Here is a 24,161-nt window from a genome sequence, read left to right as displayed (position 1 = left end):
TTTTAATATTCAGTTAAATGATGTGACTGTCGAAACTGTCTTTTATGTCAATTCTATAAAGCATTGTAATACTTTTTGCTACAGCTTTTAAATAGAAAATGTTTTTAAATTGATATATTTACTTTTATAAATCAAAAACATATGGAAGACCAACAATCCAAACCAGAAGAAAATAAATTCGAAAAAATAACCGATATCATTATCCGATTGGGGATGCTTTTTTTAATTGTATTTTGGTGTTTTTCTATTTTAAAGCCGTTTATATTAATGTTAATTTGGGCAGTGGTTATCGCTATTGCAATGTATCCCATTTATTTATCGGCGGTAAAATTGTTTAGGGGCAGAACCAAAACACCTATCATTTTGTTGACCCTTTTACTTTTGAGTTTAATAATTATACCTAGTATTTTGGTAACCGAATCACTCTATGAAGGCATCAGCTATTTGACCTTAAATTATCAAGCCGGAGAACCAATCATTCCGCCACCCAATGAAACTACAGCCAATTGGCCTTCTTTTACTAGACCTATTGTAGAGATTTGGCAGCATGCTTCGGATAATCTTCAAGAAACGGTATTGAAATATTCTGAGGAAGTGACAACAGTTGGCTCTTGGATATTATCTGCCTTTGCGGGCATTGGAAAAGGAATTCTACAATTTAATTTATCTATTATCATTGCTGGATTTTTATTGGCTTTTTCTGAAAATTTAAAAGTCATTTCTAGTAAAGTATTCTATAAATTGGCAGGAGAAAACGGTGAGCATTTTGCCACTATTACTGTCACTACCATTCAAAATGTGGTCAAAGGATTCTTGGGAGTAGCCGCGATACAAGCGGTTATGGCTGGTATCGGTTTTTTTGTTGCGGGTGTGCCATTTGCTGGTTTATGGTCAGTTGCTTGTTTGGTGTTGGCGGTGGTTCAAATTGGGATTGGGCCTATCGCTATTCCAGTTGCTATTTATATGTTTTCGGTATCAGATACCACCACGGCAACTTTATTATCGATTTGGTTATTGATTACCCTTTTGGCTGACAATGTGCTTAAACCTATTTTGTTGGGTAAAAATGCGCCAGTTCCAATGCCAGTAGTTTTTTTAGGTGCAATTGGTGGCTTTATGTTGAGTGGTTTTTTAGGTCTTTTTCTAGGCGCAGTGATTCTAACTATTGGTTACAAATTATTTTTAGTCTGGTTAGAAATCGAAAATCAATAAGTTTGAAAAACTCCTTTGCCAAGATAGTTATCAGACTTGGCAAAGAAATACTATCTATTACCCGTTTGGTGAAATACAAAAAAAATAACCACATAGAATCATAGATTGACCTAAATCAACATAGAAAAAACAGAAATAGCACTATTTTTCACATAGATGAGCTATGTGAATAGTAAAACGTCTATTTCTTTCTATTTAAAATCTACAAATTCTATGCTTCTAGCCTGCACTGAGGTATCGAAGTGTGGTAAAAAAGAATTTTACCCAATGAGTTATCTATTCTTCTAGCAAAGCCTTTCTGATTTCTTGTAATTCGGCTACTTTTTCTGGGCTTACTCTTGGGTATTCTAATCCCATTTCGTCTAAGGCATTGATAATGGCCGAAGCAATGACAATACGAGCATACGATTTATTATCTGCGGGAACGACGTACCAAGGAGAGTGCGTTGTGGTTGTTTTTTGAATCAAATCTTGGTAAGCATTCATATAATCGTCCCAAAAACCTCTTTCTTTGGCATCGGAAGCACTGAATTTCCAGTTTTTATCTTGGTCGTCGATGCGTTCTATGAAACGTTTTTTTTGCTCTTCTTTGGATACATTCAAGAAAAATTTAATCACGATAGTTCCATTGCGATTCAGGTATTTTTCAAAATTGCGAATGTCTTCAAAACGTTCCTCCCAAATAGATTCGGTAACCAATTCTTGAGGAAGTTTTTGGGCTTTCAGAATTTGTTCGTGCACTCGAACGACCAATACTTCTTCATAATACGAACGATTAAAAATACCGATACGACCTCGTTCGGGTAAATGTTTTTGGCAACGCCAAAGAAAATCATGGTCCAATTCTTCCGAACTCGGAGCTTTGAAAGAAGAGACTTGACACCCTTGTGGATTCACACCCGAAAGCACGTGTTTGATGGCGCCATCTTTTCCAGCAGCATCCATCGCTTGAAAAATGAGTAATAGCGACCATTTGTCCTGAGCATATAGAATTTCTTGCATATCTGCCAAAGCCTCCACGCCAAGCGTTAGAATCTTATCCAATTTCTTATTGCTAAGTTCTACATCAATATCGGTTTTGTAATCCGATAATTGAAAGTTATCCTCTTCCTTGACTTTGAATTGAGCTGAAAATTGCTTGGCTCGTTCAATTCTTTCTTTCGAACTTAATTTTTCAAAAAGAAGCTTTTTTTTCTTTGGTTTTTCTTCTTTACTCATGAATATTTGGTTTTAAGGCGTGTTTTTATAAGGTTGTTTTTCAATAGGTTCTATCAAATTTACTTTTTTTATTTGTGGCGTAAAAATAAATGTATGTTGATTGTTTTTACTTGTAATTATTTAAAAACTTTTGTCTTGTTATTCTTTATGAAATTCTAATTAAAAAGGCGTTCAAATTCGCATGATGAGTTAGTTTGTAATTTATTTAGGTCAATACCTATGGTTTCCCTATTTTTGAATTCTAATAAACCAAAAAAAGTATGAAGAAACTAATTCTATCTTTATTTTTAGCCACCACTGCTTGGGTTTCGGCTCAAGTAAAAAGTCCTTCTCAGTTCATTCCTGATTATGGTAAACACATTACTTTTTACCACCAAGTTGAAGATTATTTTGAACATTTGGTTGCACAAACGTCCTACATTAAACCTTATAGATACGGACAAACTGCCGAACACCGCAACTTGAATGTGTATTATATCTCAACGCCTGAGAATTTAGCCAATTTGGAGCAAATTCGTTTGAACAACTTAGCAGCCATTGGTATGGCACCCAATCAATCCAAAACTGTAGGCGATAAACTAATTGTTTGGTTGAGCTTCAATGTGCACGGAAACGAATGGGCGGGAACCGAAAGTGCTTTGACTGTTGCCTACGAGTTGACCAACCCAGAAAATAAAACCACCAAAGAATGGTTGAAAAATACCGTGGTAATTCTTGACCCTTGTGTGAATCCAGATGGGTATTCAAGATACGGAAATTGGTTGCACGAAATCGCTGGAAAAAACACGCATCCAGGTCTTACCGATAGAGAACACATGGAAGAATGGCCAGGTGGACGCTACAATCACTACATTTTTGATTTGAATAGAGACTGGGCTTGGCAAACACAAAAAGAAAGCCAACAACGTATTGCTTTGTACAACCAATGGATGCCGCAAGTGCATACAGACGTTCACGAACAAGGTTATAATTCGCCATACTTTTTTCCACCTTCAGCAGAACCTTTGCACGAGTTTATTGAGCCGTATCAAAGAGATTTTCACGCTTTGTTGGGAAAAAATATATCCGCTAAATTCGATGCTCAAAACTGGTTGTACAACACTAGCGAGCGTTTCGATTTGTTTTACCCAAGTTATGGAGATACGTATCCAACGTACAACGGTGCTGTAGGGATGACCGTAGAGCAAGGTGGAATTGGAGCAGGAAGAGAAGTGACTATGGAAAACGGTGTAAGTGTGACCATCAAAGACCGTTTGACACATCACGCTACCACTGTTTTAACGATAGTGGAATCGGCTGCTTCTCAAGTGGAGCCTTTGTTGAAAGGGTTTAGAGGGTTTATGAATACTTCAAGAAAAACCATGAAAGGTAAGTATGCTACCTACGTGATGAAAAACAACCCTAAACTAGAACAATTGGCCGATTTGTTGCAAAAAAACAAAATCGAATTTTCGTATGCTGATGCCAAACAAACCGCTAGTGGTTTTAATTACCAAACAAAAAAAGACAACAGCTTTACGATCGAACCTAATGACATGATTATTAAAGTTGACCAACAAAAAGCAGTTTTTGCCCAAATTTTGTTTGAACCCAATCACAAATTGAATGATAGTTTGTCTTATGACATCACAGCTTGGGCATTGCCATTGGCGTATGGTGTAGAAGGGTATGCTTTGAAAAATGCCATCAATATCAAAACAAAACCTACGATTGAAACGACTTCATCTTCTATACCAAGTTCAGTGTATGCGTTTCATATTCCTTGGAACAACCGTACTTCAGCTCAAGTGGTAGCACTATTGCACCAAAAAGGCATCAAAGTACGCTCAGCGATGAAACAAGCTGTTTTTGGAAGCACTACTGTAGAACCAGGTGGATTAATTGTAAGCAAAGGCGATAATCCAAAGGTGGTTGATTTTGAAAAAGTAGTGGGTGAAATCGTGAAAAAGAAATCGGATTTCTCTATACTGTCTTCTGGGTTTTCTAAAAATGCCAGAGATTTAGGTGGAGAAAACTTCCCACTATTGACAGCTCCAAAAATCTTGTTTTTATCAGGAAGAGGAGTAAATTCTACTGACTTTGGTTCGGTTTGGTTTTATTTAGAAGAAACCATTGGCTATCCAGTAAGCATTGTAGATGTGGACCGTTTCCGAAGAGTGAAATTGCAAGAATTCAATACTTTGATTTTGGCGGATGGTAATTATGATTTCTCCGATGGAGAACAAAAACGTATCAACGAATGGGTGAATAGCGGAGGAAAAATCATTGCTATGAATGGAGCTTTGGATATTTTTGATGGAAAAGATGGTTTTGCCTTAAATGCCTATGCTACCGATGATGACAAGCAAAAAGCAGAAAAAGCGACCAAAGAAAAAGAATTGCAAAAACGATTCTTAGATTCAGCCAACGAAGAGCGTCGTTCCATGTCGGATGCCATTCCGGGAGCCATCATCGAAAATGTATTAGATGTAACCCACCCGATGGCCTTTGGTTTAGGCAAAAAATACTTTAGCTTAAAAACCGATAGCCGTCATTATGCTTTATTGAAAAACGCTTCAAATATTGCGTATGTTCCTAAAGGCTACAAAAGCTATGGTTTTGTTGGTCACGAAATTGGCAAAGAATTACCAGAAACGGTAAATTTCGCCATAGACTACAAAGGTTCTGGAAAAGTAATTTATATGGTAGATAATCCATTGTTTAGAGCCTTCTGGGAAAACGGAAATTTACTCTTTAGTAATGCATTGTTCTTGGTGAACTAGTCTTTATTTATCTTAAACAACAAAGCGCGATTTTTATAATCGCGCTTTTTTTATGATTATTTTTTTTGACACAGATTGCACAGATTTTCACAGATTAGAAAGTAGAAAAACTTTGCGTCCTTTGCGTCCTTTGCGGTTAAGGTTTTGACACAGATTACACAGATTTACACAGATTAAAAAGTAGAAAAACTTTGCGTCCCTTGCGTAAATCATTGCGTACTTTGCGGTTAAATTTTCACCACGAATATTTTAAGACTTATTTACTCTTCCATTTTTACTTGACAACAACACACCACAACTTATATGCCCTTAAATGCCTTAAATGTTTTAAAAAATCGGTTAATTGGTTAACTGTTTAATCGTTTATTCTTTGCGTTCCTTGCGTAACCCTTTGTGAACTTTGCGGTTAAATTTTTTGTGCCCTTTGTGGTTAAGTTTTTTCAGCTTTTCAATAAATACTAAAACGGATACCCAATCGCCAAATTAAAAATCAAGTTCTCTTTTCTCCACGCTCCATTCCCCAAGTTGATTTGGTCAATAACCCAACGATTGCCTTCAGGCAGGTAAGGTTTGCGAAGCGGGAAAGCAAAATCCGTTCGAAGTATCAAAAAATTAAAGTCAAAGCGCAATCCAAGACCTGCGCCGACTGCCATTTCTTTCATAAAGTTTTTAGAAAATTTGGCTCCTGGTTTGTCTTTGTTTTCATTGAGCAACCAAATATTTCCTGCGTCAATAAAAGCGGCACCTTTCACAAAACTAAACAGAGTAGTTCGGTATTCGGTGTTGAGTTCGATTATGATATCTCCTGATTGGTCTGCCAAAAAACCATCAGTATTTACCGCTTTATCGATGTAACTTCCCGGTCCTATAGAACGTGCTCTAAAGGCACGAATACTGTTGGTTCCTCCAATAAAAAACTGCTTGATAAAAGGCATTTCTTTTGAATTCCCAAAAGGCAAAGCAGTACCTACAATAATCCGACTCGCCAATTGGGTTTCCTTTCCTAATTTTAAAAAATGGCGGAATTCATTTTCGAATTTTACATATTGGCTGAAGGGCACGCCAAATACTTTTAGCGTATCTTTTTTATCGATGTTGGCACCAGCAATCAAACCTGTAACCGCAGCCGATAGGTCTACCGTACCTTTGTAATAAATGGTGTTTTTCTTTCTTCTTTGTGCCGTGTTGGAGTAGGTGTAAGAGTAAGTGGGACCAAAAATAAGTTGGCGCTCAATCACTTTGCCTAGTGAGGGATTTAGTGCTACTTCATCGAGGTACAATTGGGTTACGTTTTGTGGTCGGGCAAAAACGATTTCACCTATGTTTAGTGTATGCTCTCTTCTAGCATTTTCTTTCCAGTTGTAGCCAAACAGCGCTTTAAACGTTTGCAGCCTGTACAATTGCTGACGGTCTTGAAATTCATAGCCCAAAGTCGCTTTGGTTTTTGGAGTAAAGCGATTGCTCATTTTGAAGTGGATGGGGGAAATCATTCGTGGCCAAATCAAATTGGCTTCGGTACCCAAACGATACACATTGAAGCCATTATTTTGACCAGAAACTTGAATTTCATATCCACCAAAAATTGAAATAGAAAGCAACTCGGCTCCTTTAAAAGTGTTGCGGTGGATCCAATTGCCATTCAACTCGGTTCCGTTATAATTGGCTGAATTGGTTTTGGCTAAAACTTCAAAACGGAATGATTTTTTTTCTAATGGCGATAAATAGTAAAAGGCATCTAAATAGTTCCCTTTTAGTAGCGTAGGTTTAAATTCATTTTTAACCAATTTAAAAACATCCAAATTCACCAAGCGATTCAAGGATAAATTATGATTGGTACGGTTGTACACATCGTCTTTTTTGAAGTACAGTGCACGATCAAAAATTTTGGCTTTGAACAGTGCCTCACGGTCAACAATGGTGAAATCTTTGTATTGATTCACGGCTTTTTTGAAAGCACTGATGGTGTCAGCCCCAAGGGTGTAGTTGGGGTAAATTACAATTTGGTTGATTTTGTAAAAAAATCGGGCACGAGCAGGTGTTTCCTCTTTTACTTTTACAATCAAATCAACTTCTTGTTGGGCTACCGTTGAGTCTACTTGAATTTTCAAATATTCAGGACTAAAATAGTAAAAGCCTTGTTCTTTTAAGCGTTCGTCAATACGGATGCGCTCTTCTTTTATGGTTGCAAGGCTGTAGGTATCGCCAATTTTGAGTAAACTTTTTCTCTCGGTACTGCTAATGGCTTTGGATAAATCCGAGGAATCTTTTGGAAAAACCACTTTTTTGATGCGGTATTGTTTGGCTGGCGTTACCGTATAAATTGCTGCTACTTTTTTACCTTTTACTATGGTGTCAGCTTTGGTTTTTGCATTGAAAAAACCGTTGTTTTCCAAATAATTTTGTAACACTAATCGATTGTATTCGGGATCTAGTTTGGTGTTCAAAACGGGTGCTTCTCCCACTTTGGTACGCAACCAATTTCGCCATCCTTTTTCTTTTTTTGGTATGCCAGCAAAGTTGTAAATGTACAATTTGGGATAGGTTCCAAATAAGGATTTGTTTGGGATAGGTCTCGTGAGTGCTTTCAGTTCTGTGACTAATGCTTTTTTTTCTTTTGAAGGTATTTGTCCTTCAACAGTTACTTTGGCTCCTGTGTACAGCAATTCGCCCTCTGCTAGATTTTTAGTAGAAGAACAGCTTTGTAGCCCAATGGCGACTAGCAAAATGAATACTATTTTATGATGTATTTTCACTGTACTTTGTTTTTGATTCCTTATTTACTTAACGTTTGCTATTATTTTTAACCACACTTCGATGCCTCAGTGCAGGCTAGAGGCATAGAATTTTTAGTTTTAAAAGAGAAAAAAAAGACGTTTTACTATTCACATAGTTGTTCTATGTGTGAAATAATGTTATTGCTATTTATTCTTTTTTTTAAAGCTTAACCTATGATTCTATGTGGTTTACTTTTAACTACTTTTCAATTTCAACTACTGTTTATTTACTTCTCTTAAACAACTCTTTAAATTTATTGTAATCCATCGTGATGATGAAAGAAACCCCCGTTTCGACCACTTCCCCTTGAAGCGCTACTTGGTATTTGTTAATGCGATACCCTCTCATTTTATAGCGTCCGTCTTTGGTAATTTGGTAATCGATAGACACATCGCCGGCAATATTAGTGGCTTTTTCATTGGCTTGTTGGCTACCTTCCAATTCAAAACTACTGCCCACGGTAACTTTTATTCGGTCGTTGAATAACTTTTTGGAGACGGCTACATTCAAATCGGTTTTGTTTTCTTTTTGACCAGTTGAGTAATCTTCGGTGGATTGTACATCAAAATTCAATTCGACACCTTTAATCAAATCGCCAGCCAAATTATTCAATTGGTTCGATAAGATTTTACTCGCGCTTCCTCTCGCCATCGATTCTGCCGAAAAACCAGATTCGCTCGACAACGGATTTTCACCCATAAAATTCCCCAACACCAATAAAGCAAAGACTTGTTTGTTCATCTCGTTCGGGTCTTGTCTCAGTTGGTCTAATTTTGATTTTGTTTTACTTATGACTTTTGACGAAACGGAACTGTTTTCTGGGACTACGATGTCAAATGCAATTTCGGGTTTCATAATTTCGCCCGTCATTTTTAGTTCGGTTTCAAACGGAATTTTCTCTTTATAGGTGTTTTTTTCGGAGGCTGAAACACTACCAATTTGGTTTAGGACCAAATCGATAGGAGCCGTTTTGACGTTGTACACGGCGGTAATATTGATATCGGCTTCCATAGGCTCGCCTTTCCATAAAATATAGCTTCCTTTTTTGATGTTGAACTTCTTCTTGATGGAACTAAACGTCATTTCATACTCTCCTTCTTCTAGTTCGTATTTTCCCGTTAGATTGGTTTTTCCAGAGGCGTCAATACCACCGTTTAAGTTGGCCGTTCCTTTTACTTTTACAAAATCGCCAGACGTTTTATCTATAATCATTGTGAGTTCGGCTTCTTTGTCTACCGTAATGTCTACGGAGGCGTTTAGTCCAATGATGTCGCTTTGACTGGCTTTTTGGTCTCCATTTAAAGTGGTCACCAAAACAGGATGGTTTTGGTCTATGAACTCAACGATGCCTTCTCTGTCGGCTATTGAAGGGTCGGATTGAGGGACAACGATGGTAAATTTGGTGTCTTTATTGACTTTAATTGCGCCATTAATTATTGGATTTTTGCTAGTTCCGGTGATAGTGATGTGGTTGTCTAGGAATAATTCTCCATAGAACAATTCGTTGTCTTTTGCTTTAGAGTTAATGGCTTTAAAGTTTTTAGCATCAATGGCTAAATCATAAGCGAGATTTTCTAAAGAAGCAGTATTAATTTGGCCATCAATAGTTAAGTCATTACTCTTTTCGTCTTTAATCGTAAACTTTTTAAAGATGATTTTTTGGTCTTCAAAAGTGATGGCATCATTTATTGAATTAAAATTAGCGTTGAGTTGTTTTACATTGAAGCCAACATTGTTGAACTTTAATTGCCCAGTCAAATTAGGAGTGGCTGTTGTTCCTTTGATGTCGAAATTTCCAGATAAGAAACCATTGCTTTTGGTTAGTTGCCCCATAGAAAAGCCTTGAATACTCTTCATATTGAGCTTTTCGATAGCCAATTTCATATCGAAACTATCGCTTTGGCTATTATAAATCCCGTCTAGTTGTACGTCATTTTCTTGACCTGTGAGTGCTACGTGCGTATCGTATTCGTTGTCTCTTTCGTTTTTAATTTGAATCACAAAATCGCCTACGGGTTCTTTTTTGAAAGTAAAGGCGTCGATTTTTATATCCGAAGTGAAAAGCGGTTTAGTTGCACTATTTTTGACTATAGCTGTACCGTTGATTTTACCGCTCATTTGCCAGTCGCCTTTTTCGACCATACTACTTAGCGTTTGGATGTCGAAATTTTCAAAAGCCAAAGCAATAGGCGCATTGGCGGTTGGCGTTTGCGATTGCGCACTAATACTGCTTCCTTCGTGTTCTAGTTTGAAATCCGAAATAATTAATCCCTTTGGCGTAGAAACGATTTGATTGTTTTCTGGTAGTTGCCAAGTTTCGTAATTCAGTAAGGCATTTTTATCCAAATGCAATAAAGTGTTGCCTTGATTGGTAGTTACATTTCCAGCAAGAAAATAACGCTCTTTGTCTTTGTTGTCTTTAAGTTGTAGGGCATAATCAATTTGGTTTTGCGCGACCTTTCCAGACAATAACGTAAAAGGTAATTGCATTTGTGGATTTTGAATATCATCAATGAATAGGCTATAGTTCAGTGCATTGTCATTGGTAGAAATAGTCAAATCGGCATTGGTGATGGTTTGATTGCCGTACACCAATTTTGGCATTTTCCCTGTGATTGCAATGGAATCGTTTACCGAATTGTAGCGTCCTGAAAACTGAATAGGTGCCAATTCCTTTACCTCAGGTAATAACTGTGCAAACAACGGACTTTCTTTGGTATTGAGCGTAAAGCTGAACTTTTGCGGAGTCGTTGTTTTTCTTTTGGCTTTTGGTGTCGTATTGTAATAATGCGCTATTGAGTTTTGCAAAGCCATTGCCAATTGGCTAATTTTAAATTGCCCCTCCATAGCTGCATCCACAAGGCTTGAATTCAAGAGCAATTCGGTTTTTTCTTTATTCGATATCGCTTTAAATTGAATAGAATCTATCGGGAAAGCTCCTTTTTCGTTGGTGATTACCAGCTGATGTGCAATGATGGTTCCGTTAAGACGGTCCAAATCGGCGGAAAGGATATTGGCATCGACTTCACCTTTTAGTTTTAAAGGACCCGCGTGAAGATTCAGTTTTTCTAAATCGGCGATGTCCAAATGGAGTTTTACGTTTCCTTTTGGCGTTTTGCCGTTCATCCCTCCACTTCCAGTCAAATTAAAAGTCAAATTAGGGTCGTTCGCATCCATCGTGGCTTCAAAAAGCCCTCGTTTCATTGCGCCATTCCAACTCAAATTTTGATACGCGTAATTGTTGTACATCAGTTTAGAGACTGTACCTGTACTTACAATTGTTGCCGTTTTTGGGTCCAGTCCAGTTCCTTTTACTCGGATGCGGCTACTTATTTTACCCAAATCCTTATTCTGAATCAAACGACCCAAATCAAAATTGGTGAACTCGGCTTGGGCATCGTAGCGTTCTTTGTTTTTTTGGCGTTGGTCGAAGGTAGCTTTTACTTTGGCTTTGCCAAAACTACTATTGAGCACCACATCGGTAAAAAAGGAGTGAATTGTACCTTTGAAACTTCCTTTTCCGCTCAATTGATTGGGTAAGCTAAGGTTCGAAGGCAAACTTCCTTTGGGTGCGAATTGCTTTATATCTTGTGCCGATGATTCAAAATTTTGAATGGCAATGTCGAATCGGGCTTGGTCCACATTGGGTAAGCCAACGATAGAACCGCTAGCTTGTAATTTGGTTTTACCAATACCGCTCACTTCGAGATTGGGAATTTCGATGCGATTCAGTTTGCCCGAAACGGTACTGTTAATAAGTAAAATTCCTTTTGGATTACTCGCAAACGGATTGGTAGTGGCCAATTGAGGTGCTAAAACTAGCAGGTCTTTAAAACCCAATCGGCTCTTTTTTAAATTGGCTTTTATCGATATCTCACCCGGATTTTTGCTCAATGTCGCTATTGAAGGATAGCCCAAAAGCACTTGGTTGCGCAAAAGGGTTTGTGGTGTTTTGAGGTACAACTTTTTCAAATAGCTGTTTTTAGGCCCAAAGAAAAAGTCGGTAGAGAGGGAATCTATTACCAAACCACTTTGCTCTTTTCCGGCAAAAGAAGCTACGTTGACTGCAATTGATTCGGGTTTGTAATGAAAATTGGTTGCTTTCAGATGGGCTTTTTTGAGTTGGATGTGGTTGTAATCCAATCCTTTGTTCAGGCGGTTAAAGTTGTTGTTGTCGAACTGAAAAAACAGTTGTGCTACATCGGTTTGATTGATTTTTACTTCCCACAGATTTGGAGTTGCAGTAGGTTGGGTTGGAGATGGTGCGACAATTTTGGCAACTTTTCCCAAAGCAACTGCTCCTCTTAAATTTTCGAATTGTAGGGATTGAATCACCACCAAATTATTGGCCAAATCAATCAAATCTATTTTGCTGTACCAACGTTTGAAGGAAACGTGGGCTTTGTTTTTTTGAGACGATTCTAGGTAATCGAGTTGTACTTTTCGAAGGTCAATTTCACCCAAATTGATTTTCCAAACGGGCGTTGGGGCGGTACCTATTTTGTTAGTCACTACCGTTTTGGAAGTTGCTTTTAGGGTTTGCGAAACGTCTGCGGTGAGTCCTGTGACTTTGATTTTTGGCAGGTCGATTTCTTGCTTTTCTAAATCGAAAGCTTGGAATTCGGTATCGAAATGTTTGAGTTTTAGCGTGGCCTTGATGGGGTCTTTGGTATCATTATAAACGAAGCGTATTTGGTCCAGATTGATTTTACGCAGCACGATGGCCATAGGTTTTGAAGGCTCTTCTTCTGGCTTTTCGGGAGAGGCAAACGCTTGGGTAATGTAATCAAAATTGAAAGTGCCTTGTTTTGAACGGTCTATTTTGGCAGTCACACCTTCTAGTGTAATGCTTTTTAACGTTAGTTGGTTGCTCATCAAATCGAGTAGGCTAAAATCGATAGCAAGGTGTTGCCCAGCTAGTAAAGTGTCTTTCTTTTGGTCGGACAAATACAAGCCATGCACTTTTATGGGTTGGAAAAGCCCAAACGAAAGCGAATCGATTTGTACCTTGGTTTTGATTTTTTGGTGTAGGTAATCGACCGCTTGGTTTTTGACGAAACGCTGTACAAAAGGCAAATGCAGCGCTATACCCAAAACCAATAGCAAGAGCACAGCCCCCAAGACTATTTTGCGTACCACCGAAATACTTTTCTTGATATTAGGTTTCAAACGTTTGATTTTAGCATAAAAGTAGCTTTTTTAAAACAAAGTAGCAAGTGGCGAGTTTTGAGGAGGGATTGTGTGGTATGTAGATTTGTGATAGTCAATAAAAATTTAAAAAGAATCATTCATTCTTTTTTAACTACAACTCATTTTTGGATTCATTTTATTTTATAAATCTCTTTAAAATTCATTGAGTTTTGATACATATTGTATGTTGATTAAGGAATACAATATGTATAGTTTTGAAACATGATAAATAGATTTTTATTAAATGAATTTGGTGAAAGAATAAAGCAATTGAGGCTTAATAATAATTTGAGCCAAGAAAAATTAGCTTCTTTAACTGGTTTCCATAGAACCTATATTGGAATGGTTGAGCGAGGAGAAAGAAACATCTCACTTTCTAATATGGCTGTTTTTGCAAAAGTTTTTGATGTTGATTTATCAGAACTATTGGATTTAAAAAAGGTTAACCCAAGTCATAGTCATAATGATTATGAAATAAAAAATGAGAATTGAAGTGCTTTGATTAATGGTATTTTGTTTTAAACTCAAATAATTTCTTTATTAATTACCTATTGTTATTTTTTATATGTGTTTATAAATTATAAAAATAGTTCATCAAATCCATATTAAAATGAAGATTGAAAATATCAGACAATTCATCAAACAGAAAGCCGAAGAGTTCGGTGCCAAAACAGACAATGAATTTAATAAGCCTTTTGTTGAGAGAAACAACACTGGACAAGAAGCTTTAAAAGACAACGGAGCATATTTTGGTTTTATTCATCCAGAAGAAGAAGCTTCGGGACCATTCCATGACTTTTCATTAACTATTTTTCCAAATGACCAAGGTAATCCTTGGTTAGTTTGTCTGGGTGTTGGCTCTAGTGGTTTTAAAAATGATTATGAACTTGCTACCTATCCTGGATTAAGACGTTTATTTTCAAAACTTATTAATGAAAAAGGGTTTTGTAAGTCTGACTTTTCAGACATAGAAACAAGTTTGCCAAAAACAATCACTGGAATCAAAGACCTACAACACATAAAAAACACAATAAAGACTTATACAAAAGTTTTGCCCGCTTGCCAAATTGTAGAAGACCCTGAAAGTGAAGAAGGTAAGAAAGTAGTTGCTGCGTTTGTAGCTGCATATGCTAAACTTAGAGATTGGCCATCAAACAAGGACCATCGAAGAGCAATTTCTGAAGCTTTAAATCCATTTTTTAAAGCTCAAACAATAGATGAAACAGAAGAAATAAAAAGTCTATTGAATGAAAGAAAATATATTGTGCTTCAAGGACCACCGGGAACTGGAAAAACAAGAACAGCAAAAGAAGTAGCTGAAAAGATAAAAGCAAAAACATTTTTTACACAATTTCATGCAGAAACTAGTTTTTCAGATTTTATTTATGGTATACGACCAGACCTTAGTAACAAAGACCTTAGTTACAAAGAAAACTTAGGAGTCTTCACTGAAGCATTGAAGTATGCAAGGGAACACGAGAATGAAAAAGTACTTTTAATAATTGATGAGATAAATAGAGCAAATCTTTCAAATGTTTTAGGACCTATTTTCTATTTGTTTGAACACAAGATGGATAAATCAAATGTTGAAATTGAAATTTCTCCAGGTTTCAAGATTAATAGACTCCCAGATAATTTTTCAGTAATCGCTACAATGAATACTGCTGACAGAAGTTTGGCGGTTGTTGATTTTGCATTACGTAGACGATTTGCTTGGTTCACATTAAAACCTAAGGCGATTATTTCAAAGCAATTCTTCAAGGAGGATTTTGCAAGAATTCAAGAGATTTTCGACTGGTACGCTTCAAGTAATGAATTGTCACTTCAACCAGGTCAAGGCTATTTTATTGCAGACAGCGAAGAGGAAATGACAAACCGTATCATGTATGAATTATTCCCTTTGATAAAAGAATATTTGCAAGAAGGTTTGATTAGAAATGCAAAAGAAGAATTCAATAATTATTTCTCTATACGAATAAATAAATCACTTTTTGAATGAGTAAACCATTAGATGTTTTTTGCGAAGTGCCTTGCTTAACTGAACAATCAAGACAGTTAAGTGGAATTGCCTTGCAAAAAAAATGGTTTAAATCGGCAGATAAAAGAATTATTGGTCAGTACTTACAAAAGTTTATAGACTATAATTCATCACAATTTAAATTCATAGGTGTTCAACCTTTTATTATTGGTTCTGACCAAAACACCTCATTGACATTTCGTTCATCCAACTTCATTGGTACAATTCCTCTTAGAGCATCAGATACTGGAAAACAAATAGGCGATTTTGTTGTTATGCCTAGGTTTACTGGTCGTGACCGTTTTGAAGACTATATTGAAATTCTGAATTTACTTGGCTCAGAAATAAGCCCTGAAGTTATTGACAGCCTACCTCTTGCTTCTGGAAGAAACTTCCGACCTCCATTATATTTAGAAGCAGTAAAATTCATTGCTTCTCTTGAAGAATTACTATCAAGACCCTGGCGTAAGTTTGACAATATCGAAAAAATATCTAGCCAACCTTCTGGTCAAATCAATTGGAACAAATACATTAACAACGAATACAAAATTGAAAATCGTTTAAAGTTTCCAACCCGAAAAAACATTTTAAGTGAGTTTCATAGCGAATATGCGGAAGTACGATATGTATTTGACATTTGTAAAAACGAATTGCTTTCTTCCAACACACCACACAGAATAAAAAATACAATTCGGGTAAAGCTGAGTTTCATTGAAGAAAAATTGTATCATCATAAACCCAAAGCCACAAATAATATTGATATCAAATCATCTGACAGCCCAACAGTAAAGACATGTAAAGAACAAGCTAATAAAATTCTAAACTTTAATTTGGTTGACAGTACAGCTTGGAGAGTGGATTTCTCAGATGTTTTTGAAAAATTCGTTCAATATATTTTCAAAGCAGTTGCTAAAGAGACAGGAGGTAAACTATTTGCAAATTTCAAATTCCACTCTAGAACTTCAAAACATTATTCTTGGGAATTAAAACACATTGAACCAGACGCTATTTATCAAAAGGAAAACTTATTGGTATTCATTGATGCCAAATACAAATCAAATCTTTACAATAAGTTCGACAATAGCGAAACTCTGAAAGACGACCACAGACATGATTTGCACCAAATTATGGCCTATACTTCTTTTAGTAAGGCAGACTTTAAATATGGGTTTCTTTGTTACCCATCAGACCAATTAGAATTGAAAATAATAAGATACAAGAACGGAATTAACGAAGTAACAAACACAATTTTAGTAATGGGTATACCATTAAAAAAAGACAGCATCAATGAGGCAAAGTTATTGCTAATAAACCAATTAAATAATTTGGAAGTTAAGGTTTAAAACCAAATTACTTTTAGTTAGCCCAACTAACTTATTATTTGTTCAATTTGCCAAATCCAATTTGAATGTTTTTCTAAGAAATATTTTTTTTTCATACCTCTTTCTATACTAAATTTAAAGACTTCGTCTATTGAGAATAAATACACCATGTTTTTTTTATAGTAAATTGCCTTAGTTGATGTTAAAATGCCCATTTGTAGTCTAACTTCTATTCCGTTGGGTTCTATTACTTTTATTTTTTCTATGACTTGTTTGGTATTTAATTTTTCCATAAATGATATTTATTGTATGCAAATATACAATTGAATTTTTTATATTAGGATGACCTAAAATCAATTTGATTTATAATAAAATATCTTTTATACTCATAAAATTTTAACTCATGGCAACACATCCTCAAAACTACTGGTCTTTCATAGAAGCTTATTATCCAAATTATTGCTCTTGTGATGCTGTTTTATTGAGTGATATTCTTTTGAGAAAATTGGAGGGTGAAGTAATTGATGCCAAAGATGAAGCGTTGATTGAAGGTTGGGATATTAAAAAGAAGTTACTCGAATTGGATAGTATCATTATGGAAAAGGCAATAAAAAATTATTTTTCTATGCATTATCCTGAATAGAATAAATTTAATTTAATAAAAACAAAACACTTCTCCATTCCCAGAGAAGCGTAGTCTTTTTTTGTTGTATACCCATCAAAATAGTAAAAGCGTACGTGTTCTCAGTATCTATTTTTTAACCGTAGTTTTTTCTTTTACAATTTTTTTAGTAACTACTTTTTTAGCTTTTCTACTAGCAATAAAATCACTAATTTCTTTTCTCTCTTGATCAGTTAAAGGCGGGCTTTGAATGATAAAATCTACACCTTTGGGTTCCTTTATGATGTTCATTTTTTTACTATTTAAAATACTTTTTTACTAATTTTTTTGCTGCTTCGGTTTCAATAATCATTCTTTGATTTTTAAAATGGTAAGCACCTAAATTTTCTTCGTAATGTTTAATTAGGTTTGTTTTAGCGGTAAATGCTACAAAACCATCAAAACCTTTTTGGAAAGAAACTTTGCAAGTGTAAGTTACAAAATTTCTCGTGACATCTTAGTAAAGTTTGTTGTTGCCAATATTAACGTAACGCTTCTCCCTTCCCAGAGAAGCGTTGTTTTTTTTTGATGTTGTTCGAAACCTTATTCGTACTTATTAGCCCCGGGAGTAGTGGCATCCTTTGTGGCCGGGGTTCGGCTACAAAGATAGAACGAATCACGGGAGGGGACGTACTTTCGGTCCTTAGGCGGGCTGCTCCCAAAAAGGATAATCGTTAGCAAAACCGCATGTAGTTCTTTTGGCATAAATACTTTCGAATGCTACAGCAATTTTCCCGCCAAGAACAGCGCCGAAATAGAAAAATAAATAATCAATCCTGTAACGTCCACCAAAGTAGCCACAAAAGGTGCCGAAGCCGTAGCAGGATCGAGTTTTAGTTTACGTAATAAAAACGGAATCAGTGAACCCGAAAGTGTTCCCCATAAAACGATGAGTAGGAGCGAAGTCGAAACGCTAAGTGCCACCCAAATCCAATACGGACCATAGTCATAAATTCCGGTTTTTTGCCAAATTGCAATGCGTACAAACCCCAAAAATCCAAGGATGCCACCCAATAGCAACCCAGAAATCATCTCTTTTTTCATCACATACCACCAATCACGCAACTGTAATTCTTTTAGTGCCATAGCACGAATAATCAAGGAAGCTGCTTGTGATCCCGAATTTCCGCCACTCGAAATAATCAGCGGTACGAATAGAGCCAATACAACGGCTTTGGCTATTTCTTCATCGTAATGCCCCATGGCCGAGGCGGTGAGTAATTCGCCTAAAAACAACACGACCAGCCAACCCGCACGTTTTTTAACTAAATCTGTAAGTGACGTTTTGGTGTAGGAGACATCCAATTCTTCCATACCCCCAAATTTCTGCATGTCCTCGGTATCACGTTGTTCGATTTGTTCCAATAAGTCGTCAAAAGTGACAATGCCCACCAAGATGCCTTTTTCAGTAACAATAGGCAAGGCTTCGCGATCGTATTTATCAAAAATAGCCAAGCTTTCCTCAATTTTTTCGGTAGTGCGAATAGCAATAAAATTTCTATCCATCAGTTCCTCTATCAAAGTAGTGTCTTCTGCCATGAGTAATTGACCGATACGTAAATCGTCAATCAGCTTGTTTTTGTCATTGACCACATAGACAAAATTGAGGGTTTCGGCTTTTTTACCATAGATTTTAATTGATTCTAACACGCGTTTTACGGTCCAATCTTTTTTCGCCTGAATATAATGAGGCGTCATGAGTCGGGCAATGCTATCGCTTTCGTAGCCCAACAAATTCAAGGCTTGCTCTCTTTCTTTTTGATCCAATAAATTAATAATTTCCTTGATGATGCTATCTGGAAAATCAGTCAGAAGGAGCGTTCTGTCATCAGGAGCGAGTTCATTAAACAGTTCCTTGGTGGCTTCATTTCCTAAATTCAAAATCAGCTCTTGTTGAATTTCACTGTCAAAATACGGAAATACCTCGGCTTTTGCCTCTCCAGCTAAAAGGAGAAAGGAAAGCACACGATCTTTACTACTTTTTTGGGTCAGTTGGTCGGCAATATCGGCTGGATGTTTAGAAGTGATGTGATCCATGGAAGAGAAGTTATTTGTTTTTTTGATCCTACGACTAGCATTCCTTCAAAGAAGGTTTTGGCAAAAAGAATGGTGTTTTGTACCTATTGCTTTTTGTTGATTGATTTTGCTTCAAATTTAAGGCATTATTTTATAGGATTAAGCGCTTCGCAGAGGATTAACCTAATTTTAAGCTCGCAGATGCCATTGATTATTCAGATTTTGGCTAACAGTAACGTAACATCTGATTTCATTTAGCTAATATTTTTAATCTCAAAGCTACCTTTCAGTCTGCCAAACCAAATTTTCAGGCTATATGCTGGTTTATTTTACCATGGGATACAAAAAAGCCGCAATGTAATCCGTAGTTTGTGTCACATTTTCTGGATTAGCGGCAAAAGAATGACTGGTAGAAATATAAGTAAGTAAGTCGGTTTTTATGGCTAATGTTTTTACTAAATTATTCAGATAAAAACTGCCATATATGTAAAAACCGTTATCGTCTAAGCCTTCATTGTAAGGTACAACGGGGTCTTGGTTGCAATGAATAAAAGCGACAGGTGCATCTCCGGTTTGAATGATACTTGGATTTGTAAGCCCCCCAGCGATGCTTATAATGGCTTTAATACTTGAACTGAAATTCAAATTACCAGAGTTGCCTTCAATGCTTCCCCATTTTGTTTGATTGATAATAATTGGCGCTTCGTCTTGGTTTAAATACCCAACATTCAAACAAGTAACTGCGCCTGCGGAACCTCCTAAAATAAATACTTTAGAAGCATCAATTCTAAGTTTTGCTGCGTTAGCCTTTGCAAATCGGATAGCAGCTCGTAAATCTTGTTGCGCACGCCAAACTGCCTCTGAATATGTTTTTTCATTTTTAGGTTGTTCGTATCCTAATCGGTAATTAATGGACATGGTAACATAGCCTTTTTTAGTCAAGGTTTCACAAAGTCTAACGGTACCTGAGTTTTCTTTTGAGCCTTCTATAAAACCTCCTCCGTGAATTGCAATTATTAGCGGTCTTGTGTTTTGATTGTCTTCTGTAGGTTGATATAAATCATATTTTAGCATTTGATTATTTCCCTCAATATTTAAAGCATTGGCATAAGTTAAATCGGCTGTTTTTGAAACAGTATACAAATTGTCAATGTATTTCGTTTGAGTTGTGGGTTGTACGTTGGTGTTATCGTTCGAACTACACTGAATAAAACAACAACTTACGAGGCAGGCAAATACTACTAAATGATTTTTCATAATTTTTGAATTTAAAATGATTACTATTTCATAGTATCCCAAATTACGCATTCGAAATCAAATACAGCGGAATTAGTCTACCTTTTTGCATACAATTGAGGAGTTTAGTGACGCTACTTCATTTGTTTACGCACTTGATTAGTCAAATGTAATCTTCGATGCCTTTTCAAAACCAAAAACTGACGCTCATTTTTAAATTCGAAATACAAAAGTATTTCCTTTCTCAAAAATAGTCTGTCCGCTCTTCTGTTTGTTAAAAGATTCAGCTTCGATAGGAAGCTTACGGTTTAATTTGGGATGATTCTAAATCTTTAGACCAATTTCAATTCATTTGGTTTAATTCGATTGCTTACAATATATAATAATCAATTATGTCTATCGTAACTAGGGCCATTTCATAGCGTAAATTAGTTTTTCACTATTTTTAAGCTTGATTCATTCTTTTTTTGCGATGCTGCGACTTTGCGAGTTCAATTTCACGCAAAGGCGCAGAGACGCAAAGCGAATTCAATACTTTGACTATTTGGTATGAGTTACGGACAGTCATAAAAAAAATAGGGAAAAGAATTAATTGCAGTAACTTATATTCTTCAAGACGAATCAAAGACACTTGCCTATTTTAATTACCTCAATGATAAAATATTCCATACTGATCTTGATGGTAATTTAGCAAAGTTTATAGATAGAATTGGCATTCACCTCCCTTCTGAAAAAGGTAGACATAAAAGCTATCCAGCAGTTAAAATCGGAAGGCTCGCTGTAAATACAGCATTCCAAATTGGAGGACTTGGAAAAATGATTGTTGATTATACCAAGGGAACGTTCACAAACAACAACAAAACAGGCTGCAAATTCATTACGGTTGATGCCTATAAAAAGTCCTTGCCTTTTTATGAAAAAATGGGTTTTATATACCTTTAAAAAGTATCAGCTAAAAAGGAAAAGAAAAAAGCAGCACGCTTATGTAGCAGATTTCTCTTCATTTTTTCTGCATAAATCTGCAAAATCTGCGCGAAAACAAAAAAGAGCATTAGGTGCAGAGGAAAAGAAAAAGAGCACGCAGCTTTAGCAGATTTCTCTTCATTTTTTCTGCGTAAATCTGCAAAATCTGCGTGCAACCAAAAAAGAATACTTCCTTAACGTAATGCCATTGTGTGGGGCATTATTGATTTTGTAAAAACGCTTTGAGTTCCTCGTAGGTCGTGATTTTGGTGCTTCTTTTTTCTTGGTTCAAGACGCTTTCTATTTGTGGTGGAATAGGTAAAGTCACTCCCAATGCGGGTTCTACGATGTCTAAAAACTTGATAGGGTGGGCGGTTTCGAGGAAGATTCCTAGCGCATCGGGATGGTTTTGGAGTTCTTTTTTCAATCCTAAATAACCCACGGCGCCATGAGGTTCTGCAATGTAGCCTTTTTGTTGTTGGATGGTTTTCATGGCCTCGAGTGTGGCGGCATCGCTAAAGGTGTAGGACGAAAAGTCTTTTTCGAATTGCTTCAAATCATGTTGATACATTTCTTGTATGCGCACAAAATTACTCGGATTCCCCACATCCATAGCATTCGAAATCGTAGCGATGGAAGGTTTTGGGTCGTATACGCCATTTTTCAGGAAACGCGGCACGGTATCGTTGGCATTGGTTGCAGCCACAAAATGTGCGATAGGCAACCCTAGTTTTTTGGCAATGATGCCCGCGCAAATGTTGCCAAAATTCCCACTCGGGCACGAAAAGACCAAGGGTTTTTGGTGTTGTTTCAAGGCTTTGTAAGCAAAGAAAAAGTAAAACATTTGGGGCAACCAACGCGCAATGTTAATGGAATTCGCGGAAGTTAAATGAACCGTTGCCAATTCAGGATCCAAAAAAGCTTTTTTGACCATGTCCTGACAATCGTCAAAAACACCAGCTACTTCGAGCGCTTTGATGTTTTGCCCCAAAGTAGTCAATTGGCGTTCTTGAATGTCGCTCACCTTTCCCGATGGATACAAAATCACGACATCCACTCCAGTCACGCCCAAAAAACCACTGGCTACGGCACCACCTGTATCTCCAGAAGTGGCTACCAATACCGTATTCTTTTTGGAAGGGTCGTTTCGGTTGAAATAAGCGATGCAACGCGACATGAAACGGGCGCCCACATCTTTGAACGCCATCGTTGGGCCATGAAACAATTCTAATGAATAAATCCCGTTTTCGACTTCGACTACAGGAAAATCGAAGCAAAGGGTATCGGCTATGATTTGGCGCAGGATTTCGGCTGGAATTTCGTCTCCCACAAATTGCTGAATGGCTTGAAAAGCGATTTCCTCGTGAGAAAGATTTTGGATGTTGTCGAAAAAATCAGCCGCTAACGGACGAATTGATTCGGGAAAATATAAGCCTTTATCGGAGGCCAATCCTTGTACCACCGCTTCCTCAAAAGAAACGTTGGGTGCATTATGGTTTAAACTGTAGTATTTCATTTTTAGTGATTAGTGATTAGTCCTTAGTCCTTAGTATTTAGTCCTTAGTGATTAGTTATTAGTACTTAGTCCTTAGTATTTAGTCCTTAGTATTTAGTCCTTAGTGATTAGTCTTTAGTTATTAGTGATTAGTCATTAGTACTTAGTGCTTAGTCCTTAGTATTTAGTCCTTAGTTATTAGTGCTAAGTACTTAGTGTGTTGTTTTGCTTGCATGAAACTGTATTCCCCCTTCGGGGGTTAGGGGGCTTTGCTACGCTATTATGGTTACTCCATCAGGGTTGATTTTCGACACGTGAATTTCGAAGGGTAAGTTCATTTCTTGATACACTTTACTCATGGCGTCGGCTATTTTTTGGGCATTGGTTTCGCCTTTGCTTAATGCAAAAATAGAAGGACCAGAACCCGAAATTCCAGAACCCAAAGCACCGTTTTCGTAGGCGGTTTGTTTGATGGCATCAAAACCTGGAATCAACATACTGCGCACCGGCTCGATGATTTCGTCATGCAGCGAACGCCCGATAAGTTCGTAATCTTGAGTGTATAGTCCTGCTACCAAACCTCCCACATTGCCCCATTGAGTAATGGCACTTTTGAGGGAAACGGTTTGTTTTAAAACTGAACGCGCATCTGATGTTTTGAGTTCAATTTGGGGATGAACTACGGTGGCATACAATTCTGAAGGACTGTCGATTTTGATAATGTCTAAAGGATTGGAACTTCGTACTAAAGTGAAACCACCCAAAAGACAAGGCGCTACATTATCAGCATGGGCATTGCCACTGGCCAATTTCTCGCCTTGCATGGCAAATTGCACCAATTCCTTGCGTGAAAAAGGGCGGCCTAGCAATTCATTAATGCCAAAAACGGCTCCAGCTGAACTTGCAGCGCTGCTTCCAATGCCGCTTCCCGCTTTTATGTTTTTATAGATTTCGATGTCAAAACCCATTTCGGTGTCAAAAGCTTCTAGCAACGCCAAAGCAGCAACTCCAGCTACATTTTTTTCGGTTTCCAAAGGCAAATCGGCACCCACAATTTTGGTGATGCGAACGCCTTTTTCGGTAGAAGTCCGCACAATCATTTCGTCGCCTGCTGTGGCCAAACACAATCCCAAAACATCAAATCCACAAGAAAGATTGGCGATAGTAGCTGGGCAAAATAGTTTTATTTCTTTCATAAGTCAGCCCCTCCCGACCTCCCCAAAAGGGATGAGTACAGAGGATTTATTAGTTAATATTTATTTTAAGCTCCAATTATTCCCCCTTATGGGGTTTA

17 protein-coding genes are annotated in these 24,161 nt (G+C 37.0%); 8 read left to right on the top strand and 9 right to left on the bottom strand.

The window, feature by feature from the left end; genetic code table 11:
- The first annotated feature begins 141 nt into the window (after window positions 1–141).
- Complete coding sequence (locus tag O9307_RS07685; protein ID WP_298297284.1) at window positions 142–1,212, top strand: AI-2E family transporter; 1,071 nt, start codon at window positions 142–144, stop codon at window positions 1,210–1,212.
- Between the two features lie 276 nt (window positions 1,213–1,488).
- Here the strand turns inward: O9307_RS07685 and O9307_RS07680 are convergent, their stop codons facing one another.
- Entirely contained in the window at window positions 1,489–2,430 is a 942-nt protein-coding gene (locus O9307_RS07680; RefSeq protein ID WP_298297281.1) for a polyphosphate kinase 2 family protein, read from the bottom strand.
- Between the two features lie 260 nt (window positions 2,431–2,690).
- On the opposite strand from O9307_RS07680, the gene O9307_RS07675 reads away from it, so the two are divergent.
- Window positions 2,691–5,192, top strand: coding sequence for a M14 family zinc carboxypeptidase (locus O9307_RS07675; protein ID WP_298297278.1), 2,502 nt, complete (start codon window positions 2,691–2,693; stop codon window positions 5,190–5,192).
- A 458-nt stretch (window positions 5,193–5,650) separates the two neighbouring features.
- Here the strand turns inward: O9307_RS07675 and O9307_RS07670 are convergent, their stop codons facing one another.
- Window positions 5,651–7,945, bottom strand: coding sequence for a BamA/TamA family outer membrane protein (locus tag O9307_RS07670; RefSeq protein WP_298297275.1), 2,295 nt, complete (start codon window positions 7,943–7,945; stop codon window positions 5,651–5,653).
- Between the two features lie 244 nt (window positions 7,946–8,189).
- Window positions 8,190–13,136 (bottom strand): translocation/assembly module TamB, encoded by a 4,947-nt coding sequence (locus O9307_RS07665; protein WP_298297272.1) that lies wholly within the window; start codon window positions 13,134–13,136, stop codon window positions 8,190–8,192.
- Window positions 13,137–13,379: 243 nt separating this feature from the next.
- Between O9307_RS07665 and O9307_RS07660 the strand changes: the two genes are divergently transcribed.
- The 3 genes from O9307_RS07660 (at window position 13,380) to O9307_RS07650 (ending at window position 16,517) form a co-directional block, all read left to right on the top strand.
- Window positions 13,380–13,649 (top strand): helix-turn-helix transcriptional regulator, encoded by a 270-nt coding sequence (locus O9307_RS07660; protein WP_298297269.1) that lies wholly within the window; start codon window positions 13,380–13,382, stop codon window positions 13,647–13,649.
- Window positions 13,650–13,767: 118 nt separating this feature from the next.
- Window positions 13,768–15,156 carry an AAA family ATPase gene (locus O9307_RS07655; RefSeq protein ID WP_298297266.1) on the top strand — a complete coding sequence of 463 codons (1,389 nt, stop codon included), beginning with the start codon at window positions 13,768–13,770 and terminating at the stop codon, window positions 15,154–15,156.
- The gene (locus O9307_RS07650; protein WP_298297263.1) at window positions 15,153–16,517 is read left to right on the top strand and encodes a hypothetical protein; all 1,365 of its coding nucleotides are present in this window, start codon (window positions 15,153–15,155) and stop codon (window positions 16,515–16,517) included. The genes O9307_RS07655 and O9307_RS07650 overlap by 4 nt, the downstream gene beginning before the upstream one ends.
- Before the next feature lie 26 nt (window positions 16,518–16,543).
- On the opposite strand, the gene O9307_RS07645 is transcribed toward O9307_RS07650, so the two are convergent.
- Window positions 16,544–16,789 (bottom strand): hypothetical protein, encoded by a 246-nt coding sequence (locus O9307_RS07645; protein ID WP_298297260.1) that lies wholly within the window; start codon window positions 16,787–16,789, stop codon window positions 16,544–16,546.
- 110 nt (window positions 16,790–16,899) lie between these two features.
- Between O9307_RS07645 and O9307_RS07640 the strand changes: the two genes are divergently transcribed.
- Window positions 16,900–17,139 (top strand): hypothetical protein, encoded by a 240-nt coding sequence (locus O9307_RS07640; protein ID WP_298297257.1) that lies wholly within the window; start codon window positions 16,900–16,902, stop codon window positions 17,137–17,139.
- Between the two features lie 108 nt (window positions 17,140–17,247).
- On the opposite strand, the gene O9307_RS07635 is transcribed toward O9307_RS07640, so the two are convergent.
- From O9307_RS07635 to O9307_RS07625, 3 genes are all read right to left on the bottom strand, one after another.
- Complete coding sequence (locus tag O9307_RS07635) at window positions 17,248–17,409, bottom strand: hypothetical protein (RefSeq protein ID WP_298297254.1); 162 nt, start codon at window positions 17,407–17,409, stop codon at window positions 17,248–17,250.
- 468 nt (window positions 17,410–17,877) lie between these two features.
- Window positions 17,878–19,221, bottom strand: a complete 1,344-nt coding sequence (mgtE, locus tag O9307_RS07630) for a magnesium transporter (protein WP_298297423.1) — start codon at window positions 19,219–19,221, stop codon at window positions 17,878–17,880.
- A 276-nt stretch (window positions 19,222–19,497) separates the two neighbouring features.
- On the bottom strand, window positions 19,498–20,430 hold the full coding sequence (locus O9307_RS07625; protein ID WP_298297252.1) for an alpha/beta hydrolase: 933 nt from the start codon (window positions 20,428–20,430) through the stop codon (window positions 19,498–19,500).
- Between the two features lie 570 nt (window positions 20,431–21,000).
- On the opposite strand from O9307_RS07625, the gene O9307_RS14720 reads away from it, so the two are divergent.
- Both O9307_RS14720 and O9307_RS07620 read left to right on the top strand, forming a co-directional pair.
- Window positions 21,001–21,351 (top strand): GNAT family N-acetyltransferase, encoded by a 351-nt coding sequence (locus tag O9307_RS14720; RefSeq protein ID WP_366100253.1) that lies wholly within the window; start codon window positions 21,001–21,003, stop codon window positions 21,349–21,351.
- Complete coding sequence (locus tag O9307_RS07620; RefSeq protein ID WP_298297249.1) at window positions 21,323–21,499, top strand: hypothetical protein; 177 nt, start codon at window positions 21,323–21,325, stop codon at window positions 21,497–21,499. Before O9307_RS14720 ends, O9307_RS07620 begins: the two co-directional genes overlap by 29 nt.
- A 93-nt stretch (window positions 21,500–21,592) precedes the next feature.
- Here O9307_RS07620 and thrC read toward each other — a convergent pair whose 3' ends face one another.
- Window positions 21,593–22,888: a threonine synthase gene (gene thrC, locus O9307_RS07615; RefSeq protein WP_298297246.1), complete on the bottom strand. Its 1,296-nt coding sequence runs from the start codon at window positions 22,886–22,888 to the stop codon at window positions 21,593–21,595.
- 251 nt (window positions 22,889–23,139) lie between these two features.
- The gene (locus tag O9307_RS07610; RefSeq protein ID WP_298297243.1) at window positions 23,140–24,063 is read right to left on the bottom strand and encodes a homoserine kinase; all 924 of its coding nucleotides are present in this window, start codon (window positions 24,061–24,063) and stop codon (window positions 23,140–23,142) included.
- Between the last annotated feature and the right edge of the window lie 98 nt (window positions 24,064–24,161).

The sequence above is a fragment of the Flavobacterium sp. genome (assembly GCF_027531905.1).
Taxonomy (GTDB): Bacteria; Bacteroidota; Bacteroidia; order Flavobacteriales; family Flavobacteriaceae; genus Flavobacterium.
The sequence above is the reverse complement of the archived record's forward strand: the minus strand, read 5'-3'. Positions and strand labels throughout refer to the sequence as shown.

Coding starts and splice junctions, on each gene's coding strand:
- O9307_RS07635 (WP_298297254.1), bottom strand. CDS start 17,409: ATGAACATCATAAAGGAACCCAAAGGTGTAGATTTTATCATTCAAAGC.
- O9307_RS07675 (WP_298297278.1), top strand. CDS start 2,691: ATGAAGAAACTAATTCTATCTTTATTTTTAGCCACCACTGCTTGGGTT.
- O9307_RS07680 (WP_298297281.1), bottom strand. CDS start 2,430: ATGAGTAAAGAAGAAAAACCAAAGAAAAAAAAGCTTCTTTTTGAAAAA.
- O9307_RS07660 (WP_298297269.1), top strand. CDS start 13,380: ATGATAAATAGATTTTTATTAAATGAATTTGGTGAAAGAATAAAGCAA.
- O9307_RS07625 (WP_298297252.1), bottom strand. CDS start 20,430: ATGAAAAATCATTTAGTAGTATTTGCCTGCCTCGTAAGTTGTTGTTTT.
- O9307_RS07645 (WP_298297260.1), bottom strand. CDS start 16,789: ATGGAAAAATTAAATACCAAACAAGTCATAGAAAAAATAAAAGTAATA.
- O9307_RS07685 (WP_298297284.1), top strand. CDS start 142: ATGGAAGACCAACAATCCAAACCAGAAGAAAATAAATTCGAAAAAATA.
- O9307_RS07655 (WP_298297266.1), top strand. CDS start 13,768: ATGAAGATTGAAAATATCAGACAATTCATCAAACAGAAAGCCGAAGAG.
- O9307_RS07620 (WP_298297249.1), top strand. CDS start 21,323: ATGAAAAAATGGGTTTTATATACCTTTAAAAAGTATCAGCTAAAAAGG.
- O9307_RS07640 (WP_298297257.1), top strand. CDS start 16,900: ATGGCAACACATCCTCAAAACTACTGGTCTTTCATAGAAGCTTATTAT.
- O9307_RS07650 (WP_298297263.1), top strand. CDS start 15,153: ATGAGTAAACCATTAGATGTTTTTTGCGAAGTGCCTTGCTTAACTGAA.
- thrC (WP_298297246.1), bottom strand. CDS start 22,888: ATGAAATACTACAGTTTAAACCATAATGCACCCAACGTTTCTTTTGAG.
- O9307_RS07610 (WP_298297243.1), bottom strand. CDS start 24,063: ATGAAAGAAATAAAACTATTTTGCCCAGCTACTATCGCCAATCTTTCT.